Here is a 21,647-nt window from a genome sequence, read left to right as displayed (position 1 = left end):
GCGTTTTTCCTTAACAGAGAGGCGGCTATGCTAACACTCATCACGCAACGAGGAAATTGGCGTGGCGTGTGCTTTCGCTTTTAGCCTAAACCGCTAAAGTTGAAGGAGCCCTAATAACAAGGAGACGCCATGGCAGACGTCCACTCGCAAGATATTCGCAGCAAAAATATGCGTGCCATTCGTAATCAGGATACGGCGATTGAGCAGCGTATTGCGTTGATTCTTAAAGATCGCGGCTTTACCTATCGCGTGCAGGATAAAGCGCTGCCGGGCCGGCCAGATTTCGTCTTGCCCGCCGAAAAAGCGATCATCTTTGTTCATGGCTGCTTCTGGCATCGTCATCATTGTTATCTGTTCAAAATGCCAGCGACGCGCACCGAATTCTGGAGCGGCAAAATTAACAGCAACGTGGAGCGTGACAGGCGCTACATCCAGCAACTGCGTGAAGGCGGCTGGAAAGTGCTGATCGTCTGGGAATGCGCGCTGCGCGGCAAACTGCAATTGGACGACGCGGCACTGATCGAACGGCTGGAAGAGTGGCTGCTGGCCGCTACCGACAGCAGCGAAATCGATCATCAAGGATTGCATCACTATCGCGTTGAATAGCGTCTGATTGTTGCTTTTAGCCAGCAGAACAGTTTAGATCTTCCTTTTCTCTGGGACGCGGAATTGAGCCATGAACAGCATCAAACTGACCGTCAAGCGCCTGTATCAACTCCGCGACGAGCGGATGGTGAACACCCATGCAACGGCGCGCATTTATCTTGGCGACACCTTGGTTGCCACCGAAGAGATCAGCGGCATGACGGAAAGCCCGGTAAGCAAATATTTGCATGCCGGAGATGTAAGCGGGCCATTACGCGTTGAATGGGACTGTGCGGGCATCGCTGATATGACGGTGACAATGATTGAGCGTTGCCCCTGTTGTCAGGATCACCAACCGGAATAATAAGGAACACCATTTTGGCAGGAACCAGTTTATTAACGCTTTTGGATGATATTGCGACGCTGCTCGACGATATCTCGGTGATGGGAAAAGTAGCAGCAAAGAAGACGGCAGGCGTATTGGGCGATGATCTGTCGCTAAATGCGCAACAGGTGAGCGGCGTCAAAGCCAACCGTGAATTGCCGGTGGTGTGGGGCGTAGCCAAAGGCTCGTTCTTAAATAAATTGATTCTGGTGCCGTTGGCGCTGGTGATTTCAGCGTTCGCGCCGTGGTTGATTACGCCGTTATTGATGATTGGCGGTGCCTATCTTTGTTACGAAGGCGTGGAAAAGGTGCTGCACAGCCTGAATCACGACAAAGCGGAACAAAGCCCGGAAGCCCGTCAGCAGCGCCTGGATAAACTGGCTAAGCAAGATCCGCGTGCATTTGAAAAGGACAAAGTAAAAGGCGCGATTCGCACCGACTTCATCCTTTCGGCGGAAATTGTGGCGATTACCTTGGGCATCGTCTCGGAAGCGCCGTTGCTGAATCAGGTGCTGATTCTGGCGGGGGTGGCGATTTTGGTCACCATCGGCGTATACGGCATCGTGGCGATGATCGTAAAAATTGACGACCTCGGATTGTGGCTGAAACAGAAATCGTCCACCGTCGCGCAGGCGATTGGCGGCGCGTTGTTAGCGTTTGCACCGTGGTTAATGAAAGCGCTGACGCTGGTCGGCACCATTGCGATGTTTTTGGTTGGTGGCGGTATTATCGTGCATGGCATCACGCCGCTGCATCACGCCATCACTGAATACAGCACCGGTTTCAACGGGTTGGTTTCAGCGCTGCTGAGCAACGGCACCAATCTGGTGATCGGCTTTATCGTTGGGTCGATCGTGCTGTTAGGTGTAAATCTGATTGCCAAGCTGCGCGGTTAATCGTTATAAAGCGCAGGAAATTGCTAATCACGACCGGGAGATGATGATGAACGACGATATGTTTGAATTCGATATCGATGCACAGCTGGAACAGGCTGAAGCCAAAGCGGCAGAAAAAGCCAACGAAGTGCCAGCCGACATCAGCGACGAAGCGGATTGTGAAGGCTGCAAAATCTAAGTTTCCTGTTCAGGAAGTGCTATCAAAGCCGACAAGTAATCTTGTCGGCTTTTTTTATTCTCAGCATTTTTAACTGCTTATTCTGCATAAGATGCATTAATAACTTTCTCATATAGGAAAAAATCCGGCGCAGCTGCTATACCTAACATCGGTCATTTAACGATGAAGAAGGAGGTGCGGTATGATCTTTGCTATGGGCGACGAAGTTCAGCACAAACAGGGCGGCACCATTATGGTGGTGACTGACAATGCCAGTGGAATGGTTGAGTGTCGTTGGTATGACGGCTACAGCGTGCGGCGCGAAGCGTTTCGCAGTGACGAACTCAGTCACTTATCCAGCGCGCAACAGATGGCCAGTTAACCGCATTCGGGACGGTTGTGGACCGTCCCGAATTGTTTTAGCTCGCTGATTTTACTTTGATCCTTGTCTGTACGCTTTCTCTGCAACTGACTACACTTTCCGCATTCGTCTCTTTCCGGAGCACGGCTGCGCATGCCAACCTCGCCATTCTCGCAACGTTTAGGTAATCCGTTTTTATCGGTTCATCTCTGCTTTCTGGCGGTCTTTCTTTTCTCCGCGTTTCTCACCACCCATGAAGCGATAGAGCTCAAAAATAATTACGAACAACGCCAGCGCGCGCAGCTTTCTGAAATCCAGAAAAACCTAGATAGCCAGTTCCAGGAAAGCATTGATGAGCTGCTCTATTACCAGCAGATGCTTAACTATGCGCTCACCCATCCGCTGGATTCCGATCACGCGCGTGAAACCATTGCGCGCTTCCAGCAAGTGCGCCAGCAGCCTTCGTGGCAATTGCAGCTTTCCAGCCCACGCAGCATGCCAATCAACGGCGTGAGCGATAGCTGGCTGATGCGTGATTCGCTGTTAATCCGCGACAGCCGCCATCTCGATCAAGAGTTGCGCGCCGCGCTGGAGTTCAGCTTTATCATGCAGTTTGGCGATGCCAGCAAGGATTTTCATTCGCGCTTTTGGTACATCTCACGCGCCGGTTTCTTTATCAGTTCGCGCCCACCGCAAAGTGCACAGGAACTGGAGCAAAGCTACGCGATCATGACGCAGCGCCCCTATTTCCGCGATCAGGATCCGAGCAATCCAAACCATGCAACGCTGCGCTGGACCAAAGGTTATCAAGGCATGTTCAATGAAGGGTTGATGTTGACCGTTAGCTCGCCGATTTACAGCAACAACTATTGGTATGGCGTGCTGTCGATGGATTTCACCCAGCAACGTATCCACGATCTGATGGAAACCACGCGGCACAGTTTGTTGCAGGGCAAATTGCTGTTGGTGGATCGCTCACTGCAAGAGGTCACCCGGCTGCATGCACCTAATGATAAGCCGCTCACCGATGAACAAGAAGCGCGTCTGAAGCAGCGTATTTTGCAACAGCCTGCCGGTGTGCTGCGGCTCGGAACGCAGTTCGCCACCTGGAGCAAGCTGAAAAACGTCGATGCCTATCTGATCAACATCCAAAGCTTGCGCCAGGGATTCTCGCAGGAGTTGGGCCGCGTGGCGCTGTTCATGTTGGGCATGTGGCTGCTGTTCGTGCTGCTGCTGGCGGTGGCGCATCAGGTGATTTTCCGTCTGGTGAAACGTATGGATGCGATGTCGGCCAAACTGACCTGGCGTGCCAATTACGATGGCTTAACGCGCTTACTCAATCGTAGCGCCTTCTTCGAGCAGTTTGTGGCCTTAGCGCTACGCGGCAGTCAGCAACACACGCCGATTGCGGTGATCCAGCTGGATGTCGATCACTTCAAAAAGGTCAACGATACCTGGGGACATCATGCGGGCGATCAGGCGTTGATTCGCGTGGCGAGCGTGATTAGCCACACGTTACGCAAATACGATGTAGCAGGGCGCATCGGCGGCGAAGAGTTTTGTATCGTGCTGCCGGAAACCTCGCTGGAAGAGGCGAAGGCGGTGGCGGAGCGCATCCGTGCGCGCCTCGAGGCGAAAATCATCTTGATTAACGCCAGCACCACCTTCAGCGTTACGCTGTCGGCGGGTGTGAGCAGCAGTGAAGCGCAGGGCGATTACGATGCCGAAAGTCTGCAAGCCAGCGCCGACAGCCGGTTGTATCGCGCCAAAACCCAGGGGCGTAATCAGGTGTGCGGCAGCGATTAAACCTTGCCGTCGTTGTCCTCTTCCACCGCCTGATAAATACGTTGCAGGATGTCGGGGAAGGCCGATTGCACGCGACTCCAGCTGGGGATAAATGGCTTCTCATTGGGACGCTCAATGAAGGATTGCCCGGCATCAAGAATTGCCTGAGTGAACATCTCAACCGCCGCTTCTTCGATGTGCTGATCAAACTTGAGGCCATTCATGGTGGCTTCGTGGTTGTAGATCTCCATCATATCGAGCGCATTGCGATAATAGGTGGCTTTCAACACGCGGAACGAATCGCTGGTGAGCGGCACGCCCATGGTTGCCAGCTTACGCAGCAGTGACTGCACGATGTCGTTGCTCATGCGCTTCAGGCCGCCGGTGCCATCATCCTCGGCCAGCGGCTGATGTTTATGATCGTAGTTATCGGCAATCTCCACCTGACAGGTTTGGCGTGTGGTGTAGTTGCGATAGATCTCCGACAGCACGCCAATCTCCAATCCCCAATCGCCCGGAATCTTAATGCCGTTCAGCACATGGGTGCGCATGGCAAACTCGCCGGACAGCGGATAACGGAAGCTGGTGAGATAATCGAGATATTCCGAATGGCCGTAGACTTTTTGCAGCGAACGTAACAGCGGGCCGACCAGCAAACGGCCAACGCGGCCATTCAATTTGCCATCGGCGACGCGTGCGTAGAAGCCTTTGCAGAACTCGTATTGAAACGCCGGATTGGCCAGCGGATACAGCAATCGCGCCAGCATACCCCGTTCGTAGGTGACGATATCGCAATCGTGCAGCGCCACGCATTGGGTGCGATCCGACGCCAGCGTGTAGCCGGTACAGAACCACACATTGCGGCCTTTACCAGGTTGGCTCGGCGATAATCCCTCTTTGTCTAATTCGGCATCCAGCGCTTTGAGGCGCGGGCCATCGTTCCACAAAATGCGATGCCGTTGCGGCAGGCGTGAGAAGAACTCACGCGCAAACATAAACTGATCGCGATCGGCGCGATCCAGCCCGATAACGATTTCATCGAGGTAGGGCACTTTTGCCAGTTCATTAACGATGTTATCCAACGCTGGCCCTTCAAGTTCAGAAAACAGCGACGGTAAAATCAGCCCCATTTTGCGTTTGCGCGCAAAGCGCACCATCTCTTTTTCCAGCGATTCAACGCTGCGGTGGGTGAGATTATGGAAATTAGTAATGACACCATTCTGGTAAAAATCACTCATCGTCTCATCCTCCTGGTTAGGCCATTAATCGTTAGGCGCAAGAAAATAGTCCAGACCTTCACGCCAGCCTTGCGGGCCAACGTGCGCGGTGTGGTAAACGTTGTTTGTATCGCTGCGTTGCAGGTTGACTGGCGTTTTACTGAAGCCCTTGATCACCACGGCATAATCGACGCGCTCCAGCATGGGCACATCATTGGGCCCGTCGCCCAGCCCAATGGTGATGCGCGGTTGCCCTTCCCGTTGCGCGAAATGTTGGGTGATCTGTTCCAGCGCGATGCCTTTGCCGCTGCCGGCGGGCATGACGTGCCAGAAGCGACCCCCTTGGGTTAGCGCCAGATTGTGTTTAGCTAATTCCTCGCGAAATGCCGCTAAGCGATGTTCGTCATCACGCCACAACACCACCTCTGAAGCTTCACGTAAGCGGCTTTGGCTGGCTTCGGCCAGCGTTAAACCGGTGAAACGCGCCACATCGGCATCGCTAAATTGATGAAAACCGTTGAAGCGGAATTGCGTTTGCAAGCCTTGCAGCGTGTGGCACAGCGCACGGTAGGCGGCGCTGGGTTCTTCCGGCGGTGTTTGTGCCTCCAACGCCACGCGCGCGCCGTTTTCCGCAATAAACGGGGCGCCGATGATCCCCAAACGTTTTTGCAGTGGGATGATCTCCGCAGCGGTTTTGCTGGAACAAATCACCAGCGGGATTTGATGTTGTTTCAGCCGCGCCAACCATTCGCTGGCGGCATCCCAGTTGTAGTCATGGTGATCCAGTAATGAGCCATCCAGATCGGTAACGATCAGCAGAGACGCGTTCAGACTCAGCATCATCACACTCCTTACGCCAAAGGCATCCGTAAAGCAGAGAGTAATCAGTATAATAGCGTAATGGCGATCACACTTTTTCGCGTGAGCTTGACCACTACAACCAGGATAATTCTTAAATGCTAGCCGCTGCAGAATCCTCCATGCACGATTCGTGCACAGAAAATCATCAGCCGTGGCGCGGTGTTAACGGCAGTTAGCGTGAAAGGATAGACGAAATTGTTCGATTAGCTTGCAGGGTTAAGACTTGTCTTAAGTGCACTAAGGCGTAATCTGACCAGGTGTTAAGAATTCCCTGGTGTAACGAATTTACTGATTTACTTTACCCGGCCTGAGTGCCGGGTATTTTTTTGTAATCGATTTCAGCGATTCACTTCGGTAATGGCGAAGTCGCGGATATCGAGTTCAAAGGCTTCGGCTAACTCGGTGTAGGAGTCATAAGCTTCGCCATTCACTTTGACGCGATGCGCGTGTTCAGCTTCCATAAACTCTTTCACTTCGCCGGAAGTTTTCTTCTGAATCGCTTCCAGCAGCGCATCGACATCAATATTGACTTCGCGCTGCACATTCTCGCTGTACTCTTTTGCCGTCGTCATGGCGCCCTCCCAGAGGCGGTCGGATGAATTACCCGTATAGTTTGCAAGTATAGACGTTGCTGAAAAAGGCGGCGGCGAGGGTAAATGGCGGGCAAAAAAAAGCCCGCGCTGCGCGGGCAAAAATCCTTGTTACTTTTAGGTTGACTGCGCCTTTGGGGTTGGTGCAGTGAGGAGAAGTGTACGAGTTGGCTGCGTCAAAAGTCTCGCCATGAAATGTTAAGAAAGCGAAAAGTCTGATATTGACAGAGCTTTACCTGTTTTTCAGCGCGAAGTGCATGACAGCGTCTATGCTTAGCGATTGATTGTTAAGTGATATCAGGGAGCGAATATGGATTTTTTACGTATTGTGATAGCGATTTTACTGCCGCCGCTGGGCGTTTTCCTGCAAGTAGGATTTGGCGGTGCTTTCTGGCTCAACATCCTGTTGACGCTATGTGGCTACATTCCCGGCATCGTGCATGCGGTGTGGGTTATCGCTCGACGCTGATCGCGATCAGGCAGCATTGATTATCTTCCGTTAAACTGTGTCGCAGGACTATTTGTGGAGAGTAATCAATGAAGGTGAATGACCGCGTTACAGTGAAAACCGACGGCGGCCCGCGCCGCTTAGGTACGGTGCTGGCAGTGGAAGCATTTAATGAAGGCATCATGTATCTCGTGGCGCTGGAAGATTATCCGTTGGGGATTTGGTTCTTTAATGAGAGCGACCACGCGGAAGGGATATTTGTTGAGCCGTATGTAGAGGCGTAATGTCAGGTGCGCATAAATGCGAACCTGATAACGTAGGGTCGCCATTCATGGCGACCTTTCCTAAAACAGATTAAAACGTTTCCCAATTATCATTACCCGCCGAGGCCAATGCCGGACGTGGCGTCAACGTTGGCGCACGCAACGCCGATGGTGCAGATTTCACCAGCTGCGCTGCCGGGCTGTCATTGAGACGGAACACCGCCACCGCCTGCGTCAATCGGCCCGCCTGATCTTCCAGCGACGCCGCCGCAGAAGACGCCTCTTCAACCAGCGAGGCGTTCTGCTGTGTCACGTTATCCATCTCGGTCACCGCCAGGCTCACCTGCTGAATGCCGCGACTTTGCTCATCAGACGCTGCCGCAATCTCCGCCATGATGTCAGTCACGCGGCGCACCGCTTCGACAATCTCGCCCATGGTGCTACCGGCTTCACCGACCTGACGCGAACCGTTGGTGATCAATCCCACCGATTCGGCGATCAAGGTTTCGATCTCTTTCGCTGCCTGCGCACTGCGCTGGGCCAGATTACGCACTTCGCTGGCCACCACGGCAAAGCCGCGGCCTTGTTCACCGGCGCGTGCCGCTTCCACTGCGGCGTTCAAGGCCAGAATGTTGGTCTGGAAGGCGATGCTATTAATCACGTTGGTGATTTCGGCAATCTTCTTCGAGCTGCCAGAAATATTGTTCATGGTTTGCACCACGCCATTCACCAGATCACCGCCGCTGCGCGCTTTGCCAGAAGCATCCGCCGCCAGCTGGCTGGCGTGATGGGCGTTCTCGGCGTTCTGCTTCACCGTCGCGGTCAACTGCTCCATACTGGCGGCAGTCTGCTCCAGCGCCGAAGCTTGTTCTTCAGTGCGGGAAGATAAATCGGTGTTACCGGCGGAGATTTCGCTCGAACCTTGGTAAATCGCTACCGCACCTTCGCGTACCGTGCCAACGGTGCGCACCAGCGAAGCCTGCATCAGTTGCAGGTTGTGCAGCAGGCTACCAATCTCGCTGCGGCCAAAAGCTTGTTCCGGCGCGGTCAGGTCGCCTTGTGCGATGCGTTCAATGCGATCAACCGATTGGCGCAGCGGATTAATTACCACGCGACGCAGGAACACGAAGGTCAGCAGCACCAGCACCAAGGCCGCCACAAAGGCCACGGCCATGGCGATAAAGCCGACGCGTGATTGATGCGCGGCGGCGGCATTGATCGCTTCTGCGCGATCGGTACGGATTTTAATCGCTTTCAGCAATACCGCGTTGTAAGCGTCATCCAGCTTGCGCGTCACATCGGTCTCTTGCGCCACAATGCCTTCAAAGCTGCCTTGTTTGGCCGATTCAATCATCGGCTTCAAGCCTTTATCGATATACGCGTTAAAGCTGGCGGTTAACGGTTCGTCGAGCGCGATATCTTCAGGTGTCTTGGCTTGGCGATCCATATACACCTTAAAGCCTTCACGCGCCTGCTTGATGCGCTTCTCGGTGGCCGCTAAATCCGCGCGGTAACCGTCCATCTCACCAATACGTGCCGCCGCACCGGATTGCAGCACGTTCAAACGCGCGGTACGCAGATGGTTGGAACTGTTGGAGATGCCCATGCGGATTTGAATTTCTTCGGTGGCATCATTGAGGGAATTGTTACTTTGAATCAAAAAATAGCTGGCGAGTCCAATGCACAGGGCAAAAAGCAGCAGAATGCCACCAAAGATCATACTGAACAAAGGCATCAGGCGCAGGTTCTGCCAGATGCTGAGCTTATGTTGCTCATCAATCGATGCTGTTTTCATATCCTTGCTCTCTATCTAGGGGTGATGAGAGTAAGCATCGGCAGCGGCGGTGAAAGGATTAGACGGGGAAGTGGGATCTAACTCGCAAAACGAGAAAGGGCCGATCTCACGATCGGCCCTATTATTCACCGTGCGGAATTAACGAACGTTAACGTAAATTCCTGAGGTCACATTATCGGTTAAACGCACCACATGATAAATAACCTGCTTATTATGGGTTTTAATTTTGCGTTTAATATTACCTTTGTGTGACGAAACTGTTTTAGCTTTAATTTGCATCTTGTCTGAAATTTGAATGGTGTCATGACCTGACATCCACATCTTCAGCATATTTGATTCAGTCTGGCTTAATGTCAGTGGATGCACATCGAGGCCAGCGGAAATACGTGGCGAAGCGTTGAGTTTCTTTTGCAGGTAAGTACCTAATAATGAATCCAACGTCGAGGTTTTTATCGATTTTGATGTAATAATCAGGTTCTTACGAACGTAGAGGTATTCCTCAAAATGGATATTCGAGATCGCCATGAATATAAAGAATAAAGTATCAGGATGCTGCATAATAATGGCACGAATACGATCGCTCGAATCTGATTCGTGAATAAAGCACTCTTCGTTGATAAATACCACGCCCGGCTTTAATTGCTCGCAACGTTGTTGTAACTGTTCGATATCGGACACCGGAGTAATATTTTTCTTTTTAACTCCTTTGGCCGACATATAGTCAGACAAACCCAGGCGTGTGTAATTACATGAATCCATAATAATCGTTGGCATTATAGCGACCCTCACCAATTTGTTATCCGTTTAAATCAACGATGAATACGCGTTTGCGGTACGAGAGAAATTTCCAAAGACACTTTTATATTCTGCTCGGCAGATTGGCGATAGTGATCCATGCGCCATCATGACTCTTCCCTGAACCGTCCTGCGAAGTTATTTTTTTAGTGCATCCACGTCACTCTAAACTCAGCCATAGTGGGAATGGCTAAGGATTTGGATTAAGTGTTTAAATCGCTCTGTTTTGAGAGCCCTGTCACTATCGCTTAGATCACAGACAAATCTGATAGGACAATTCTTAAAAACATTTGAATCGCGAAAGTGTGACGCTTTAGCGAGCGTTGACAATGCCGGAAAAAAGGGATTTAGACAAGAAAAATCGCTGTGAAATTTTTTTTGTTTAAAAACAGCCCTTTGAGCATTTCAACGTCCAATTCATAAAGTTAGATACCTTAGGAATCGTCTGACTAAAATACGCGAAGCGCCGTTTAATAAGAATAATTTTCACCTAAAATGCGCATTTATCAGAATTTCCTCAGTTGATTTCTGGGAAATATGGTTCGAAAAATGCACAGACCTATTCCCATTGCTTAACTATTACTTAAGAACGCCTACAGAATAGTTAATCAACCTGCGCGGGAAAGTTCTGACATAAACTGCGCGAGTAAATCAAAGACTTCGCTGAACAGATGTTCACAGAAGGGAGCAAGCAGCGGCATCATCATCCCCATACTGAGGATCCCCACCGTTAAGGTAATCGGGAAGCCAATGGCGAAAATGGATAGCTGTGGTGAAACACGGTTTAACAAACCTAGTGCCATGTTAAGCGTGAGTAACAGAACTATTAAAGGCAGCGCTAACATCATGCCATTAAGGAAAATTAACCCGGCGGCCTTCACCAGGGCCATAAAGGCATTGGCGTTAAGCGGATGATCGCTGATCGGCAAGGTGTGGAAACTATCGACTAACAATGAAATCAGCCACAGGTGGCCGTTGAAGGTAAGAAACAGCAGCATCGCCAGCATATCGAGAAAGCGCGCCAGCACCGGCATGTTCAAACGGCTGCCGGGATCAAAGAAGGTGGCAAACGACAAACCCATCTGCAAACCAATCACTTCACCGGCCATACGTACCGCCGCAAAGGCCAATTGCATGGTCAGCCCAATGCTGATGCCAATCAGTAACTGTTGCAGCAACAACCAGAATCCAGCGGGCGTAAACAGCGTCACTTCCACCGGCGGCAGCACTGGAATAATGATGTAGGTGGTTAATACCGCCAGACCAATTTTGACGCGCTTGGGAATCGACTTTTCGCTCAGCATCGGTGCGCTGGCAAACAGCGCCAGCAAACGCACCATTGGCCAGAAAAATTGTGCGACCCAATGGATCAGCTGGCTGCTGTCGAAGTTAATCATTAGCCAATAATGTACGGCAGGTTGCTAAACAGGGTGCGAATGTAATCAAGCATAAGATTTAACATCCACGGACCGGCGATCACCGCTGTTGCCGCCACGGCCAAAATTTTCGGAATAAAGGAGAGGGTTTGTTCGTTGATCTGGGTTGCCGCTTGCAACACGCTAATGATCAAGCCGCTTACCATCGCCACCAGCAACATCGGTGCCGCCATCATCAGGGCGACGCGCATTGCTTCCTGGCCCATAACCATTACTGATTCAGGTGTCATGTTGCATTCCTCAATAGATATTGATCACTGCTGATGGGTGCGGAGATGTCTGAGGAGGTGCGCAAAAATGCGCACCCTACGAAAACCGTACCTGCCTTTTGTAGGGTCGCCATTTATGGTGACCGAACTACGAGTAGAAACTCTGCGCCAGTGAACCCACCAGCAATTGCCAGCCATCCACCAACACAAATAGCATCAGCTTGAACGGCAGGGAAATGGTGGCTGGCGGCACCATCATCATCCCCAGCGCCATTAGCACGCTGGCGACCACCAAATCGATGATCAGGAACGGGATGAACACGGTAAAACCAATCTGGAAGGCGGTTTTCAATTCACTGGTGACGTAAGCCGGCAGCAGAATGCGCATTGGCACCGCTTCCGGGCCTTGAATCGGCGGCGTATTCGCCAGGCGAGCGAACAGCGCTAAATCGGCTTCACGCGTTTGACGCAGCATAAATTCGCGCAGCGGCTGCGCCCCTTTATCAATCGCGTCCGCCATGCTGATTTTGTCCTGGCTGAACGGCAGATAAGCGTCGGAATAAATCTTGTCGAAAGTCGGCGCCATAATAAAGAAGGTTAAAAACAGCGCGAGGCCGAGCAGCACCTGGTTAGGCGGCGCAGAAGGCGTACCCAAGGCGTTACGCAGCAGACCAAATACAATGATGATGCGCGTGAAGCTGGTCATCATCAGCAACACCGCCGGAATAAAGGTCAGCGAGGTGATGAACACCAGCGTCTGCACCGGCAGCGACCAGCTTTGGCCGCCGTTAGCCAGCGGCTGGCTGATCAATCCCGGCAGTTGCGCATGGGCAACCGGTGCCAGCAATAACAGCGGCAAAAGAGCGAGGAGTCGACGCATCATTGGGGTTTTCCGGGACGTTTAACCATGTTCTGCAACAGCTGACGGAAATCCTGCGGTGCAGCAGCGTTGCCAGCCTGTTCTTCCGGCGGCAACGGCGGTAGAGAGTGCAGATGGGTGATTTGCTGAGCGGTTACGCCCAAAACCAAACGCGCATCAGCGGTATCGACAATCACCACACGTTCACGTTGACCGACTTGCACGGTGGCGCTGACTTTTAGCGCCTGGCCGGTGACGGTTTTTGGCGCAAAACCCAGACGTTTCGCCAACCAGCCACAAGCGAGAATCAACAGAACAATCACCGCCAGTACGCTGCTGACCTGGCCAATCACCGAACCGGTGGAGACCACCGGCTGGCTGTGAACCGGTTGCTCTGTTTGCGTGTTCTTCAACATGCTTAGCGGCTCAAACGACGCATACGTTCAGATGGCGTGATGATGTCAGTGATGCGCACGCCATATTTGTCGTTCACCACCACCACTTCACCTTGCGCAATCAGATAGCCGTTGATCAGGATATCCAGCGGTTCACCGGCCAGACCATCCAGCGCCACCACTGAACCTTGCGTCAAACGCAGCAGCTCTTTGATGGTCATCTTGGTACGACCCAGCTCCACGGTCAGTTTGACCGGGATATCCATGATCAGATCGATATCTTGCAGCGAGCCGCTGACACCCGGATTGTCGAGTGATTTGAACACATTCTCAGTCGGATCAGGCGCGCTGGTGGCGGTCTGTTCGTTCATAGCTGCAGCCCACAGATCGTCCGCGGAGATGTCGTCATCGGACGGTTTCTTGCTGTCACTCATCGGGCTGTTCCTCGTTCAGCGAATTCAAAATCGGGTTAATCAAATGTTCTACACGCAGGGCATACTGACCATTAATGGTGCCATATTGGCTGGTCAGGACAGGTACGCCATCGACGTGGGCAATGATGCGATCCGGCTTCTCAATCGGCAGGACGTCACCAGGTTTCAGTTGCAAAATGCGCGACAGACGCAGCGATGTTTCCGCGAAGTGGGCAATCAGCTCCAGCTCCGAGTGCTGCACCTGTTTCACCAGATTGTCGCGCCAGTGGTTATCTTCCTGACGGGAGTTTTCCAGCGGTGGATTGACCAGCAGCTCGCGCAGCGGCTCAATCATTGAAAACGGAATACAGATGTTGAATTCACCCACCAGGTTACCGATCTCCACCTGGAACGGCGTGTTGACCACGATGTCGTTCGGCGAAGTGGTGATATTGGTGAATTTAACCTGCATCTCTGAACGTACATATTCGACGTCCAGCGGATAAATGGCTTTCCACGCATCGCTGTAGCCATCCAGCGCCAGCTTTAACATGCGACGGATTACGCGCTGTTCGGTGTGGGTAAATTCACGGCCTTCCACTTTGGTCGGAAAACGACCGTCGCCGCCAAACAAGTTATCGACAGCAATAAATACCAGGCTCGGTGAAAACACCACCAGCGCCGTGCCACGCAGCGGCTTGAGGTGGATCAGGTTCAGGTTGGTTGGCACCGGCAGGTTGCGGGCAAACTCGTGATACGGCTGAATCTTGATCGCACCGACGCTGATATCCGGGCTGCGGCGCAGCAGGTTAAACAGCGCCATACGAAATTGACGGGCAAATCGCTCGTTGATGATCTCCAGCGCCTGCAAACGCTCACGCACCACGCGACGCTGAGTATTGGGATCATAGGGACGGATGTCGCCATCGGCCCCTTTGGAACTGTTCTCTACTTCCGCGCTGTCACTGTCGCCATTAAGCAGCGCGTCAATCTCAGCCTGGGAGAGAATGCTATCGCCCATTAAATCACCTCAAAATGAAGGCGGTAAACAGCACGTCACTGACGACCTGAGCCGGTTGATCTTTTACCAGTGGCGGGGCAAGAACCTGTTTGATTTGATCAACCAGCGCTTGCTTGCCTTGCTCGGTTGCCAGCGCGGTAGCGCTCTGGCGTGACAGCAGCAGTAACAAACGGCTGCGCACTTCCGGCAGGTAATCATTCAACCGACGACGGGTGTCCTCATCGGGCAGACGCAGGGTGAACCCCACGTACAGCACACGGTCAGGATCGTTGTCAGGATTGACCAGGTTAACTGTAAACGTATCCATTGCAAAAAATACAGGAGCGACCGGAGGCTCAACTTTCGCTGCTTCCGTCTGGCTGCCCTCGTGTTTATTCATCATTCGCCAGACTGCATAGCCTGCCACGCTGCAAGCGGCCAGCGTTACAATCAGTAACACCGGTATTAGTAGTGAACGTTTGCGGCCTTTAGCTTTCGCGTTATCAGACATCTTGCAGTTACTTCCTGTGAATTATGGGCAAACCTCTCGGCTCACCTGGACAGATTATCCCGCGTCTTAAGTCAAACAATGGCAAGAAAAGACGCGGGTTTTACGCTTACCTTCAGCGTTTAGCTGCTGTCAGGCAAAGATATCGACAGCGCCGTTACCGGCCGCGCGCGCTTGAAGAGCTGCCGGGACGGCAATAGGCGTTATCTCGTTTTCACTGTCCTGGGAGAGGGTAAAGCTGCCGTGCTGTCCGTCACGACGTCCTTCTTGTTGGCCCTGATAACTCTGGCCCTGTGCGAAGGCGTCGCTGCTGACGTTACTCTGTCCCAGGTTTATTCCGCTCTCCGCCAGCGCTGTTTTCAGCTGAGGGAGAGCCGCTTCCAGCGCGGCCCTCACTTGGCTGTGGCTGGAAACCATATTTAACTGTGCCTGATCTTTATCGAGCGTCAGGCTGATCTGGATAGCGCCCAGATCCTGCGGATGTAAGCGCAATTCGGCGTTCTGCTGCCCATTGCGGCTAAACATCACAATTTGTTGACTCAGCGCTTGCTGCCACTCGCTGCTGCCGAGTTGCGCATTCAGCATCGGCGTCGACGGCGTAGTGCTGGTCGAGGCGGTGCTGGCAACCAGTGAACTGGTGCTGCTGAGCGGCGCACTGGTGATTGGCGTCGCCACATCATTACTACTGTTTTGCGCAGAGCTGCGTTCTTCTGGCTTACTCAACGCGCTCAACACTTGCTTGAAACTCTCATCCAGCGTCAGTGCACCGGCTGAACTGGCGGTGGCGCTGTTGTTGCTGGCCTGCGTGCTGGCGCTGGTTTGCGTTAAGACACTTACAGCATCGCTGGCTTTCTTACCGGCACTATCTGGTTGCGCCGATTCTTCTTTTACTGCGCTTTGCAGCGAACCGTTTAACAATGCGGCATTAAGCGAAGCGCGAGTGTCAGTTTTGCCTTCGCTCAGGCTGCTGCTTACGGTTGGCTGACTGTTGCGGTTTTCAACGGCTACCGGCAACATGGCGAATAACGCCTGCACATTCTGTAAGTCGCTGGCACTTAACGAACTTGCCTCACTCTTGTCTTTATCATCGGCTGATTTCAGCGTGGCTTTAGTGTTTTCCGGCTGTAAAAGTGCGTTTAACGCATCCGGTTTGTCCAATGCCTGTAATAACGCGCTTAATGACGCTTTTGTGACGTCTTTTTCATCAACTTCTGCTGTGAGATCAGTTGATTGCGTGTTAACACCTTGTTGCTTTGCCAGCGTCAATAAACGGTTGCCGAGTTCCGTGATAAATCCCTGCGGCAGCGTATCGACACCTTGCAAAAGATCGGGTGAAACTGAAGTATCCGCTTCTCCCTTAACCGAGGTTTGCGTAGCAAGTGTTGGCAGCGTAATCATTCGCCTTTCCTCAATGCGGCCCGTTGGGCAAATTCATCCATCCGTTTCTGATCGAGACGGTTTTCTTGTAGTAATGCTTTTTCCTCAGCGCGCGTAATCAAGGTTTGATAAGCATTGAGCCGCTTATGCTTCTCACGCCAGTTGCTCAGCGCGGTTTCTAAACGCTGATTCCACTGGAAAAGCTGCTGGCGATGCTGATCGATAGCTTTTTCTAGCGTCTGAATAAATTGGTGGTAGTTGCTCCAGCGCGTGCTGGCGATGCCGCCGGACATATCCTGGTTGAGCTTATTGCGATACTCATCCTGATAATCCAGCAGCATGTTGAGTTGTTCATCGGCCTGCTGCACGCCACGGCGCATATCGCCGAGATGGATCACCGCACTTTCCAGCTCTTGCTCCGCGATATCGCGCAGCTTGTCGATGGCACTGGCAGTTTTCATGGCTTAACCTCGCTTCCCAGCGTTACCCGAACATCGCCTGCAGATGCAAACAGGCATCGTCGTAGTCGCTGCGTTCGAAAATACCTTGATGCAGGAAGGCTTCCATCTCTGGGTAGAGCTTGATGGCTCTGTCCAGCATTGGATCGCTGCCTGCGGCATACGCACCCACGCTCACCAGATCGCGGTTACGCTGGTAACTGGAGAGCAACTGTTTGAACTGACGCACACGCGCATAATGCGACTCATCAATTAATGAGGTCATGGCGCGGCTGATCGAGGCTTCAATATCAATCGCCGGATAATGACCGGCTTCCGCCAGACGGCGCGACAGCACAATGTGGCCGTCAAGAATCGCACGTGCTGAATCGGCGATCGGGTCTTGCTGATCGTCGCCTTCGGTTAACACGGTATAGAAAGCGGTAATCGAGCCGCCGCCGTGCGTACCGTTACCGGCGCGTTCTACCAGCGCCGGCAGTTTGGCGAATACCGAAGGTGGATAACCTTTGGTCGCCGGTGGCTCACCGATCGCCAGCGCGATTTCACGTTGCGCCATCGCATAGCGGGTGAGGGAATCCATAATCAGCAATACATGCTGACCACGATCGCGAAAATCTTCGGCGATGCGCGTGGCGTAAGCGGCACCTTGCATACGCAGCAGCGGCGACACATCCGCTGGCGCAGCAATCACCACCGAACGCGCACGGCCTTCGGCACCGAGAATGTTTTCAATAAACTCTTTTACTTCACGGCCACGTTCGCCAATCAAGCCAACCACAATCACATCGGCTTTGGTGTAACGCGCCATCATGCCGAGTAGCACACTTTTACCGACGCCCGAACCGGCGAACAAACCCATACGCTGGCCGCGACCGACGGTGAGCAGGGCGTTAATCGCGCGTACGCCGGTATCCAGCACATCTTCAATCGGCGTACGTTGCAATGGGTTAAATGGCGCGGTGATCAGCGGCGCGCGGTAGCCGGTTTCTGGCGAGGGCAAACCATCCAGCGGTTTGCCGCTGCCATCCAGCACGCGACCCAGCAGTTCCGGGCCGAGCAACATCTGTTTGCCGCTGTGTCCGCTGTCGCCACTGATGCGCGCATACACGCGAGCGCCAGGCAAAATGCCGTCGACTTCTTCCAGCGGCATCATCAACAGTTTCTGCCCGTTGAAGCCAACTACTTCACTTTCTACTTCAGTGATTTTGCTGCCATCGGTACGTTCAATAATGCAGGTGGCACCGAGCGGCAGTTGCAGCCCGGTGGCTTCCAGCACCAAGCCGGTGGCACGCGTCAAACGGCCATAACGACGCACCGTTTGCACTTGAGAAATGCGGTCTTCGAAGGCGTCGAGCGCACCGAGCCAGCGTGACAGGCGCGAGGTCATTACAGCGTCCCCGGCGCAGCGAGGCGGCACAGTTCCTGCCAGCGCGTTGCCACGCTGGCATCGAGATCGCCATCTTCCGCGCTGAGTTTGCAGCCACCGGGATGCAGCGTGCTATCGGCCAGCAAACGCCAGCCGTGCAGATCCAGCGTTGGGCCGAGCGTCTGCTCGATGCGTTGCAAATCGTCCGGATGCACACGCAACTGCGGTTTGCCGCTGAACATCGGCTCTTGCTGAATCAACTGTTGAATCTGACGCAATAGGGCGCTGCCATCCACCTGCGTGGCTTGTCCAATCACCGTGCGTGCCGCTTCCAATGCCAGCTGCATCAGACGTGAGGCGATCACGCTGTCGAGCGCTTCCAGCGTGTGATGGAACTCGGTCACCAACTGCTGCATACGCGCCTGCAACGGCGCTTGCTGCTGCTGTGCATCGGCTAAACCTTGCTGGAAACCGGCGTCATAACCGTTTTGTTGCGCCTCGGCAAACCCCTTTTGATAACCTTCGCTGTAGCCTTGCGTCTGCGCATCTTTACGCATCTGCTGCTGCATACGTTCGAGTTGCTGCTGCTGTTCCGCTTCGGCGCTCAGTTCAACATCCACTTGCGGTTCTTCAACCATCGGCTGCACCGGCTCGGCGCCAAACGGGCTGCCTAAATCATCAGGCTGCCAGCGCTGCCAGGCACGGGCGGAAAAGGCATCAGACATAGGTTTCCTCGCCACCACCAATTACCATTTCGCCTGCTTCTGCCAAACGGCGTACCACCAGCAGGATTGCTTTCTGTTCGGTTTCCACCGCCGACATACGCACCGGTCCGCGGTTGGCCAGATCGTCGCGCAGGATATCGGCCGCACGTGCCGACATGTTCTTGAGGAACTTCTCGCGCAGCGGCTGCTCGGCACCTTTCAATGCCACCAGCAACTGCTCGGATTCCACTTCCTGCAACAGACGCTGGATGCTGCGGTCGTCCACTTCCACCAGGTTTTCGAACAGGAACATCTCGTCGATGATCTTCTGTGCCAGCTCGCCATCGAAGTCGCGTACCGCTTCGATAACCGCTTCTTCCTGCTGCGTTTTCATCAGGTTGATAATCTCGGCTGCGGTTCTCACGCCGCCCATCTTCGCGCGCTTGAGGTTGGTGCCATCCAGCAAGCCGTTGAGCACTTCGGTCAGTTCCGCCAACGCCGCTGGCTGCACACCACCGAAGGTAGCGATACGCAGCATCACATCGTGACGCAGACGTTCGTCGAACAGCGCCAGAATATCCGCTGCCTGACCGCGTTTGAGGTGCACCAAAATGGTGGCGATGATCTGCGGATGTTCGTCGCGGATAAGATCGGCCGCCGCTTGTGGCTCCATGAAGTTGAGCGTTTCCATGCCGCTGGTGGTCTCGTTCTTCTCGAGAATATCTTCCAACAGGCTGGAGGCGCGCTCTTCGCCCAACGCTTTGATCAACACCGAACGCAGGTAATCGTTGGAGTTGAGGCTCAGCGCCGCAAACTGTTCGGCATCGGCTTCGAACTCACGCAGCACTTCAGTCAGCTGCTTGTGCGAAACTTGCTTCATGCTGGCCATCGCCTGACTCAGATGCTGCACTTCACGCTGGTTGAGGTGCTTGAACACCTCTGCCGCACGCTCTTCGCCGATAGTCATCATCAGAATGGCGCTTTTTTCAGTACCGGTCAGACTCATAGTTCGTTACTCATCCATTCACGGATAACCAGCGCCACAACGCGCGGATCGTTTTCAGACATATCGCGGATGCGCTGGCTCATCACCTCGGCGCTCATGCGGTTAGAAGATTTACGCTCTTGTTCCAACTCATCTTTGCTGAGCTGCACGCTGAAGGCTTCTTCATCTTCCATCGCCGCTGCGCGCGCTGCCGCTGCTTCAGCCGCTGCTTTCTCTTCGGCTTTCTTACGCATCAGCTGTGGACGCACCAGCTTGCGATAGAGGATGAAGGCAACCAACGCCACCAGCAGCCAGCGACCGGCGGTCATCAACTGATCGAAGAAGGCTTGTTGCTGCCAGAATGGCAGGTCGCCCGTGCTTGGCTCGGTCATGTTGAACTGCGAGTTCACGACATTGACGCTATCGCCACGTGCTTGGGAATAGCCCATCGCTTCGCGGGTTAAATCTTCAATCTGTTTGATCTGCTGCTCGTTAAGCGCAGCCGGTTTGCCTTTGCCGTCGTCGAGGTAGTTCACCACCACCGCAACAGACAGGCGCTGCACATCACCAACGTTAACTTTGGTATGACGGATGGTGCGATCCAGTTCGTAGTTAACCGTGTCATTACGGCTGGAGCTGCTTGGGCCGCTGCTTTGTGCGGTGCTGGTGGTGCTGCCGTTATTTTGCGCATTGTTCTGCGCGTTAGCGTTTTGCCCGTTGGCATTCTGGCCGTTAGCGTTGTTTTGCGGATTGGTTACCGGCGCGGTATTGGCTGGCGCAGGCTGATTCGACAATGCACCCGGCACGCCGCCAGGATACGGGCTGCCATTTTGCTCGGAAGTATTGGTTTGACGCGAACGCACCGCGGTGTTGTTCGGGTTGGCGTTCGGTTGATATTTCTCGTCGGTTTGTTCGCTGCGGTCAAAGTTGATCTGCGCCGTCACCTGCGCATGCACATTGCCCTGGCCAACAATCGGATTAAGGATGGCTTCAATACGCTGCTGGAAGCGCGCTTCCACTTCTGAGGCATATTTCAGTTGCGCATCATTCAGGTCACGACCTTCGCTGTCTGAACGCGTCAGCAAGCGACCGGTTTGATCGACCACAGTCACGTTGCCTGGCGGCAAACCGGCCACGCTGCTCGATACCATGTGCTGAATCGCCTGAATCTGGCCCTCATCCAGCGCACGGCCTGGTTGCAGATTCAAGGTTACTGAGGCGGACGGGGCTTTCTGCTCGCGCACGAACAAGGTCGGTTTTGGCATCGCCAGATGCACGCGTACGCTTTTTACCGGACCCAGCGTTTCGATGGTGCGCGACAGTTCACCTTCCAGCGCACGCTGATAGTTGACTTGCTCGCTGAACTGGCTGATACCGAATTTCTCTTTATCCATCAGCTCAAAGCCAACATTGCCGCCTTTCGGCAGGCCCTGCTGTGCGAGGCGCAGACGCAATTCATGCACTTTTTCGGCGGGCACCATCAGCGCTCCACCGTTTTCAGCAAACTGGTAAGGGATGTTCATTTGCGTCAGCTGAGTGACAATCGCGCCGCCATCCTCATCAGAGAGGTTGTTATAAAGGACACGATAATCAGGCGCTTTCGCCCACATCACCAAGGCAAAAACCACGGCAATCACCGCCGCGGCAGCAACAATTAAGGGGATTCGCGGATTAGCGCGCAGGCGGGCGAGAAGGTCACTGAAACCTTTCTTTGCTGTCTCTGGTGTAGCGGCTGCACTCGCATTCATGACCAATTCCTGCCTGAAATTATTAGTGGTGACAAAACGAACTCCCTGAAG

26 protein-coding genes are annotated in these 21,647 nt (G+C 53.5%); 8 read left to right on the top strand and 18 right to left on the bottom strand.

Features of this window, described 5'->3' with window-relative positions; translation table 11 throughout:
• Positions 1–129 precede the first annotated feature (129 nt).
• From ACPUC7_RS02115 to dgcQ, 6 genes are all read left to right on the top strand, one after another.
• The gene (locus tag ACPUC7_RS02115) at positions 130–606 is read left to right on the top strand and encodes a very short patch repair endonuclease (RefSeq protein ID WP_343551357.1); all 477 of its coding nucleotides are present in this window, start codon (positions 130–132) and stop codon (positions 604–606) included.
• Between the two features lie 70 nt (positions 607–676).
• Positions 677–949, top strand: a complete 273-nt coding sequence (locus ACPUC7_RS02110; protein WP_343551358.1) for a hypothetical protein — start codon at positions 677–679, stop codon at positions 947–949.
• A 14-nt stretch (positions 950–963) separates the two neighbouring features.
• A complete protein-coding gene (locus ACPUC7_RS02105; protein WP_494921575.1) occupies positions 964–1,866 on the top strand; it encodes a DUF808 domain-containing protein in 903 nt (300 codons plus the stop codon).
• 40 nt (positions 1,867–1,906) lie between these two features.
• A complete protein-coding gene (locus ACPUC7_RS02100) occupies positions 1,907–2,044 on the top strand; it encodes a hypothetical protein (protein ID WP_494921951.1) in 138 nt (45 codons plus the stop codon).
• A gap of 181 nt (positions 2,045–2,225) precedes the next feature.
• Positions 2,226–2,405 carry a YodC family protein gene (locus ACPUC7_RS02095; protein ID WP_343551360.1) on the top strand — a complete coding sequence of 60 codons (180 nt, stop codon included), beginning with the start codon at positions 2,226–2,228 and terminating at the stop codon, positions 2,403–2,405.
• 132 nt (positions 2,406–2,537) lie between these two features.
• Positions 2,538–4,190: a cellulose biosynthesis regulator diguanylate cyclase DgcQ gene (gene dgcQ, locus ACPUC7_RS02090; protein WP_494921574.1), complete on the top strand. Its 1,653-nt coding sequence runs from the start codon at positions 2,538–2,540 to the stop codon at positions 4,188–4,190.
• On the opposite strand, the gene ACPUC7_RS02085 is transcribed toward dgcQ, so the two are convergent.
• From ACPUC7_RS02085 to ACPUC7_RS02075, 3 genes are all read right to left on the bottom strand, one after another.
• Positions 4,187–5,407: a glycosyltransferase family protein gene (locus ACPUC7_RS02085; RefSeq protein WP_343551362.1), complete on the bottom strand. Its 1,221-nt coding sequence runs from the start codon at positions 5,405–5,407 to the stop codon at positions 4,187–4,189. The genes dgcQ and ACPUC7_RS02085 overlap by 4 nt on opposite strands.
• 24 nt (positions 5,408–5,431) lie before the next feature.
• The gene (locus ACPUC7_RS02080; RefSeq protein WP_494921935.1) at positions 5,432–6,226 is read right to left on the bottom strand and encodes a mannosyl-3-phosphoglycerate phosphatase-related protein; all 795 of its coding nucleotides are present in this window, start codon (positions 6,224–6,226) and stop codon (positions 5,432–5,434) included.
• A 359-nt stretch (positions 6,227–6,585) separates the two neighbouring features.
• Complete coding sequence (locus ACPUC7_RS02075; protein ID WP_343551363.1) at positions 6,586–6,819, bottom strand: DUF2525 domain-containing protein; 234 nt, start codon at positions 6,817–6,819, stop codon at positions 6,586–6,588.
• Positions 6,820–7,147: 328 nt separating this feature from the next.
• Between ACPUC7_RS02075 and ACPUC7_RS02070 the strand changes: the two genes are divergently transcribed.
• Both ACPUC7_RS02070 and dsrB read left to right on the top strand, forming a co-directional pair.
• Positions 7,148–7,306 (top strand): YqaE/Pmp3 family membrane protein, encoded by a 159-nt coding sequence (locus ACPUC7_RS02070; protein WP_097096922.1) that lies wholly within the window; start codon positions 7,148–7,150, stop codon positions 7,304–7,306.
• 68 nt (positions 7,307–7,374) lie between these two features.
• Positions 7,375–7,569, top strand: a complete 195-nt coding sequence (gene dsrB, locus ACPUC7_RS02065) for a protein DsrB (protein WP_494921573.1) — start codon at positions 7,375–7,377, stop codon at positions 7,567–7,569.
• Positions 7,570–7,639: 70 nt separating this feature from the next.
• On the opposite strand, the gene ACPUC7_RS02060 is transcribed toward dsrB, so the two are convergent.
• The 15 genes from ACPUC7_RS02060 to fliF all read right to left on the bottom strand — a co-directional run bounded on the left by ACPUC7_RS02060 (position 7,640) and on the right by fliF (position 21,596).
• The gene (locus ACPUC7_RS02060) at positions 7,640–9,343 is read right to left on the bottom strand and encodes a methyl-accepting chemotaxis protein (protein WP_343551365.1); all 1,704 of its coding nucleotides are present in this window, start codon (positions 9,341–9,343) and stop codon (positions 7,640–7,642) included.
• Positions 9,344–9,481: 138 nt separating this feature from the next.
• A complete protein-coding gene (gene rcsA / locus ACPUC7_RS02055) occupies positions 9,482–10,117 on the bottom strand; it encodes a transcriptional regulator RcsA (RefSeq protein WP_343551366.1) in 636 nt (211 codons plus the stop codon).
• Positions 10,118–10,746: 629 nt separating this feature from the next.
• Complete coding sequence (fliR, locus tag ACPUC7_RS02050; protein WP_343551368.1) at positions 10,747–11,535, bottom strand: flagellar biosynthetic protein FliR; 789 nt, start codon at positions 11,533–11,535, stop codon at positions 10,747–10,749.
• Positions 11,535–11,804, bottom strand: a complete 270-nt coding sequence (fliQ, locus tag ACPUC7_RS02045; protein WP_494921572.1) for a flagellar biosynthesis protein FliQ — start codon at positions 11,802–11,804, stop codon at positions 11,535–11,537. The genes fliR and fliQ overlap by 1 nt, the downstream gene beginning before the upstream one ends.
• Before the next feature lie 127 nt (positions 11,805–11,931).
• On the bottom strand, positions 11,932–12,663 hold the full coding sequence (gene fliP / locus ACPUC7_RS02040) for a flagellar type III secretion system pore protein FliP (RefSeq protein WP_343551400.1): 732 nt from the start codon (positions 12,661–12,663) through the stop codon (positions 11,932–11,934).
• Entirely contained in the window at positions 12,663–13,058 is a 396-nt protein-coding gene (gene fliO / locus ACPUC7_RS02035) for a flagellar biosynthetic protein FliO (RefSeq protein ID WP_494921571.1), read from the bottom strand. The genes fliP and fliO overlap by 1 nt, the downstream gene beginning before the upstream one ends.
• A 2-nt stretch (positions 13,059–13,060) precedes the next feature.
• Complete coding sequence (fliN, locus tag ACPUC7_RS02030) at positions 13,061–13,471, bottom strand: flagellar motor switch protein FliN (protein ID WP_494921570.1); 411 nt, start codon at positions 13,469–13,471, stop codon at positions 13,061–13,063.
• A complete protein-coding gene (fliM, locus tag ACPUC7_RS02025) occupies positions 13,464–14,471 on the bottom strand; it encodes a flagellar motor switch protein FliM (protein ID WP_007891447.1) in 1,008 nt (335 codons plus the stop codon). Before fliM ends, fliN begins: the two co-directional genes overlap by 8 nt.
• A 4-nt stretch (positions 14,472–14,475) precedes the next feature.
• A complete protein-coding gene (gene fliL, locus ACPUC7_RS02020; RefSeq protein ID WP_343551372.1) occupies positions 14,476–14,961 on the bottom strand; it encodes a flagellar basal body-associated protein FliL in 486 nt (161 codons plus the stop codon).
• A gap of 129 nt (positions 14,962–15,090) precedes the next feature.
• Complete coding sequence (locus ACPUC7_RS02015) at positions 15,091–16,356, bottom strand: flagellar hook-length control protein FliK (protein WP_494921569.1); 1,266 nt, start codon at positions 16,354–16,356, stop codon at positions 15,091–15,093.
• Entirely contained in the window at positions 16,353–16,796 is a 444-nt protein-coding gene (gene fliJ, locus ACPUC7_RS02010) for a flagellar export protein FliJ (protein ID WP_343551374.1), read from the bottom strand. The genes ACPUC7_RS02015 and fliJ overlap by 4 nt, the downstream gene beginning before the upstream one ends.
• A gap of 22 nt (positions 16,797–16,818) precedes the next feature.
• A complete protein-coding gene (gene fliI / locus ACPUC7_RS02005; protein WP_494921568.1) occupies positions 16,819–18,180 on the bottom strand; it encodes a flagellar protein export ATPase FliI in 1,362 nt (453 codons plus the stop codon).
• Positions 18,180–18,884: a flagellar assembly protein FliH gene (gene fliH, locus ACPUC7_RS02000; protein ID WP_494921567.1), complete on the bottom strand. Its 705-nt coding sequence runs from the start codon at positions 18,882–18,884 to the stop codon at positions 18,180–18,182. The genes fliI and fliH overlap by 1 nt, the downstream gene beginning before the upstream one ends.
• The gene (gene fliG / locus ACPUC7_RS01995; RefSeq protein ID WP_343551377.1) at positions 18,877–19,869 is read right to left on the bottom strand and encodes a flagellar motor switch protein FliG; all 993 of its coding nucleotides are present in this window, start codon (positions 19,867–19,869) and stop codon (positions 18,877–18,879) included. The genes fliH and fliG overlap by 8 nt, the downstream gene beginning before the upstream one ends.
• Positions 19,866–21,596 (bottom strand): flagellar basal-body MS-ring/collar protein FliF, encoded by a 1,731-nt coding sequence (fliF, locus tag ACPUC7_RS01990; protein WP_494921566.1) that lies wholly within the window; start codon positions 21,594–21,596, stop codon positions 19,866–19,868. The genes fliG and fliF overlap by 4 nt, the downstream gene beginning before the upstream one ends.
• Between the last annotated feature and the right edge of the window lie 51 nt (positions 21,597–21,647).

Source organism: Pantoea sp. CFCC18179, assembly GCF_059412405.1.
This window is presented reverse-complemented; position numbering and strand designations above follow the sequence as displayed.

Coding starts and splice junctions, on each gene's coding strand:
- ACPUC7_RS02115 (WP_343551357.1), top strand. CDS start 130: ATGGCAGACGTCCACTCGCAAGATATTCGCAGCAAAAATATGCGTGCC.
- ACPUC7_RS02110 (WP_343551358.1), top strand. CDS start 677: ATGAACAGCATCAAACTGACCGTCAAGCGCCTGTATCAACTCCGCGAC.
- ACPUC7_RS02100 (WP_494921951.1), top strand. CDS start 1,907: ATGATGATGAACGACGATATGTTTGAATTCGATATCGATGCACAGCTG.
- ACPUC7_RS02095 (WP_343551360.1), top strand. CDS start 2,226: ATGATCTTTGCTATGGGCGACGAAGTTCAGCACAAACAGGGCGGCACC.
- dgcQ (WP_494921574.1), top strand. CDS start 2,538: ATGCCAACCTCGCCATTCTCGCAACGTTTAGGTAATCCGTTTTTATCG.
- ACPUC7_RS02085 (WP_343551362.1), bottom strand. CDS start 5,407: ATGAGTGATTTTTACCAGAATGGTGTCATTACTAATTTCCATAATCTC.
- ACPUC7_RS02080 (WP_494921935.1), bottom strand. CDS start 6,226: ATGCTGAGTCTGAACGCGTCTCTGCTGATCGTTACCGATCTGGATGGC.
- ACPUC7_RS02075 (WP_343551363.1), bottom strand. CDS start 6,819: ATGACGACGGCAAAAGAGTACAGCGAGAATGTGCAGCGCGAAGTCAAT.
- ACPUC7_RS02070 (WP_097096922.1), top strand. CDS start 7,148: ATGGATTTTTTACGTATTGTGATAGCGATTTTACTGCCGCCGCTGGGC.
- dsrB (WP_494921573.1), top strand. CDS start 7,375: ATGAAGGTGAATGACCGCGTTACAGTGAAAACCGACGGCGGCCCGCGC.
- ACPUC7_RS02060 (WP_343551365.1), bottom strand. CDS start 9,343: ATGAAAACAGCATCGATTGATGAGCAACATAAGCTCAGCATCTGGCAG.
- rcsA (WP_343551366.1), bottom strand. CDS start 10,117: ATGCCAACGATTATTATGGATTCATGTAATTACACACGCCTGGGTTTG.
- fliR (WP_343551368.1), bottom strand. CDS start 11,535: ATGATTAACTTCGACAGCAGCCAGCTGATCCATTGGGTCGCACAATTT.
- fliQ (WP_494921572.1), bottom strand. CDS start 11,804: ATGACACCTGAATCAGTAATGGTTATGGGCCAGGAAGCAATGCGCGTC.
- fliP (WP_343551400.1), bottom strand. CDS start 12,663: ATGCGTCGACTCCTCGCTCTTTTGCCGCTGTTATTGCTGGCACCGGTT.
- fliO (WP_494921571.1), bottom strand. CDS start 13,058: ATGTTGAAGAACACGCAAACAGAGCAACCGGTTCACAGCCAGCCGGTG.
- fliN (WP_494921570.1), bottom strand. CDS start 13,471: ATGAGTGACAGCAAGAAACCGTCCGATGACGACATCTCCGCGGACGAT.
- fliM (WP_007891447.1), bottom strand. CDS start 14,471: ATGGGCGATAGCATTCTCTCCCAGGCTGAGATTGACGCGCTGCTTAAT.
- fliL (WP_343551372.1), bottom strand. CDS start 14,961: ATGTCTGATAACGCGAAAGCTAAAGGCCGCAAACGTTCACTACTAATA.
- ACPUC7_RS02015 (WP_494921569.1), bottom strand. CDS start 16,356: ATGATTACGCTGCCAACACTTGCTACGCAAACCTCGGTTAAGGGAGAA.
- fliJ (WP_343551374.1), bottom strand. CDS start 16,796: ATGAAAACTGCCAGTGCCATCGACAAGCTGCGCGATATCGCGGAGCAA.
- fliI (WP_494921568.1), bottom strand. CDS start 18,180: ATGACCTCGCGCCTGTCACGCTGGCTCGGTGCGCTCGACGCCTTCGAA.
- fliH (WP_494921567.1), bottom strand. CDS start 18,884: ATGTCTGATGCCTTTTCCGCCCGTGCCTGGCAGCGCTGGCAGCCTGAT.
- fliG (WP_343551377.1), bottom strand. CDS start 19,869: ATGAGTCTGACCGGTACTGAAAAAAGCGCCATTCTGATGATGACTATC.
- fliF (WP_494921566.1), bottom strand. CDS start 21,596: ATGAATGCGAGTGCAGCCGCTACACCAGAGACAGCAAAGAAAGGTTTC.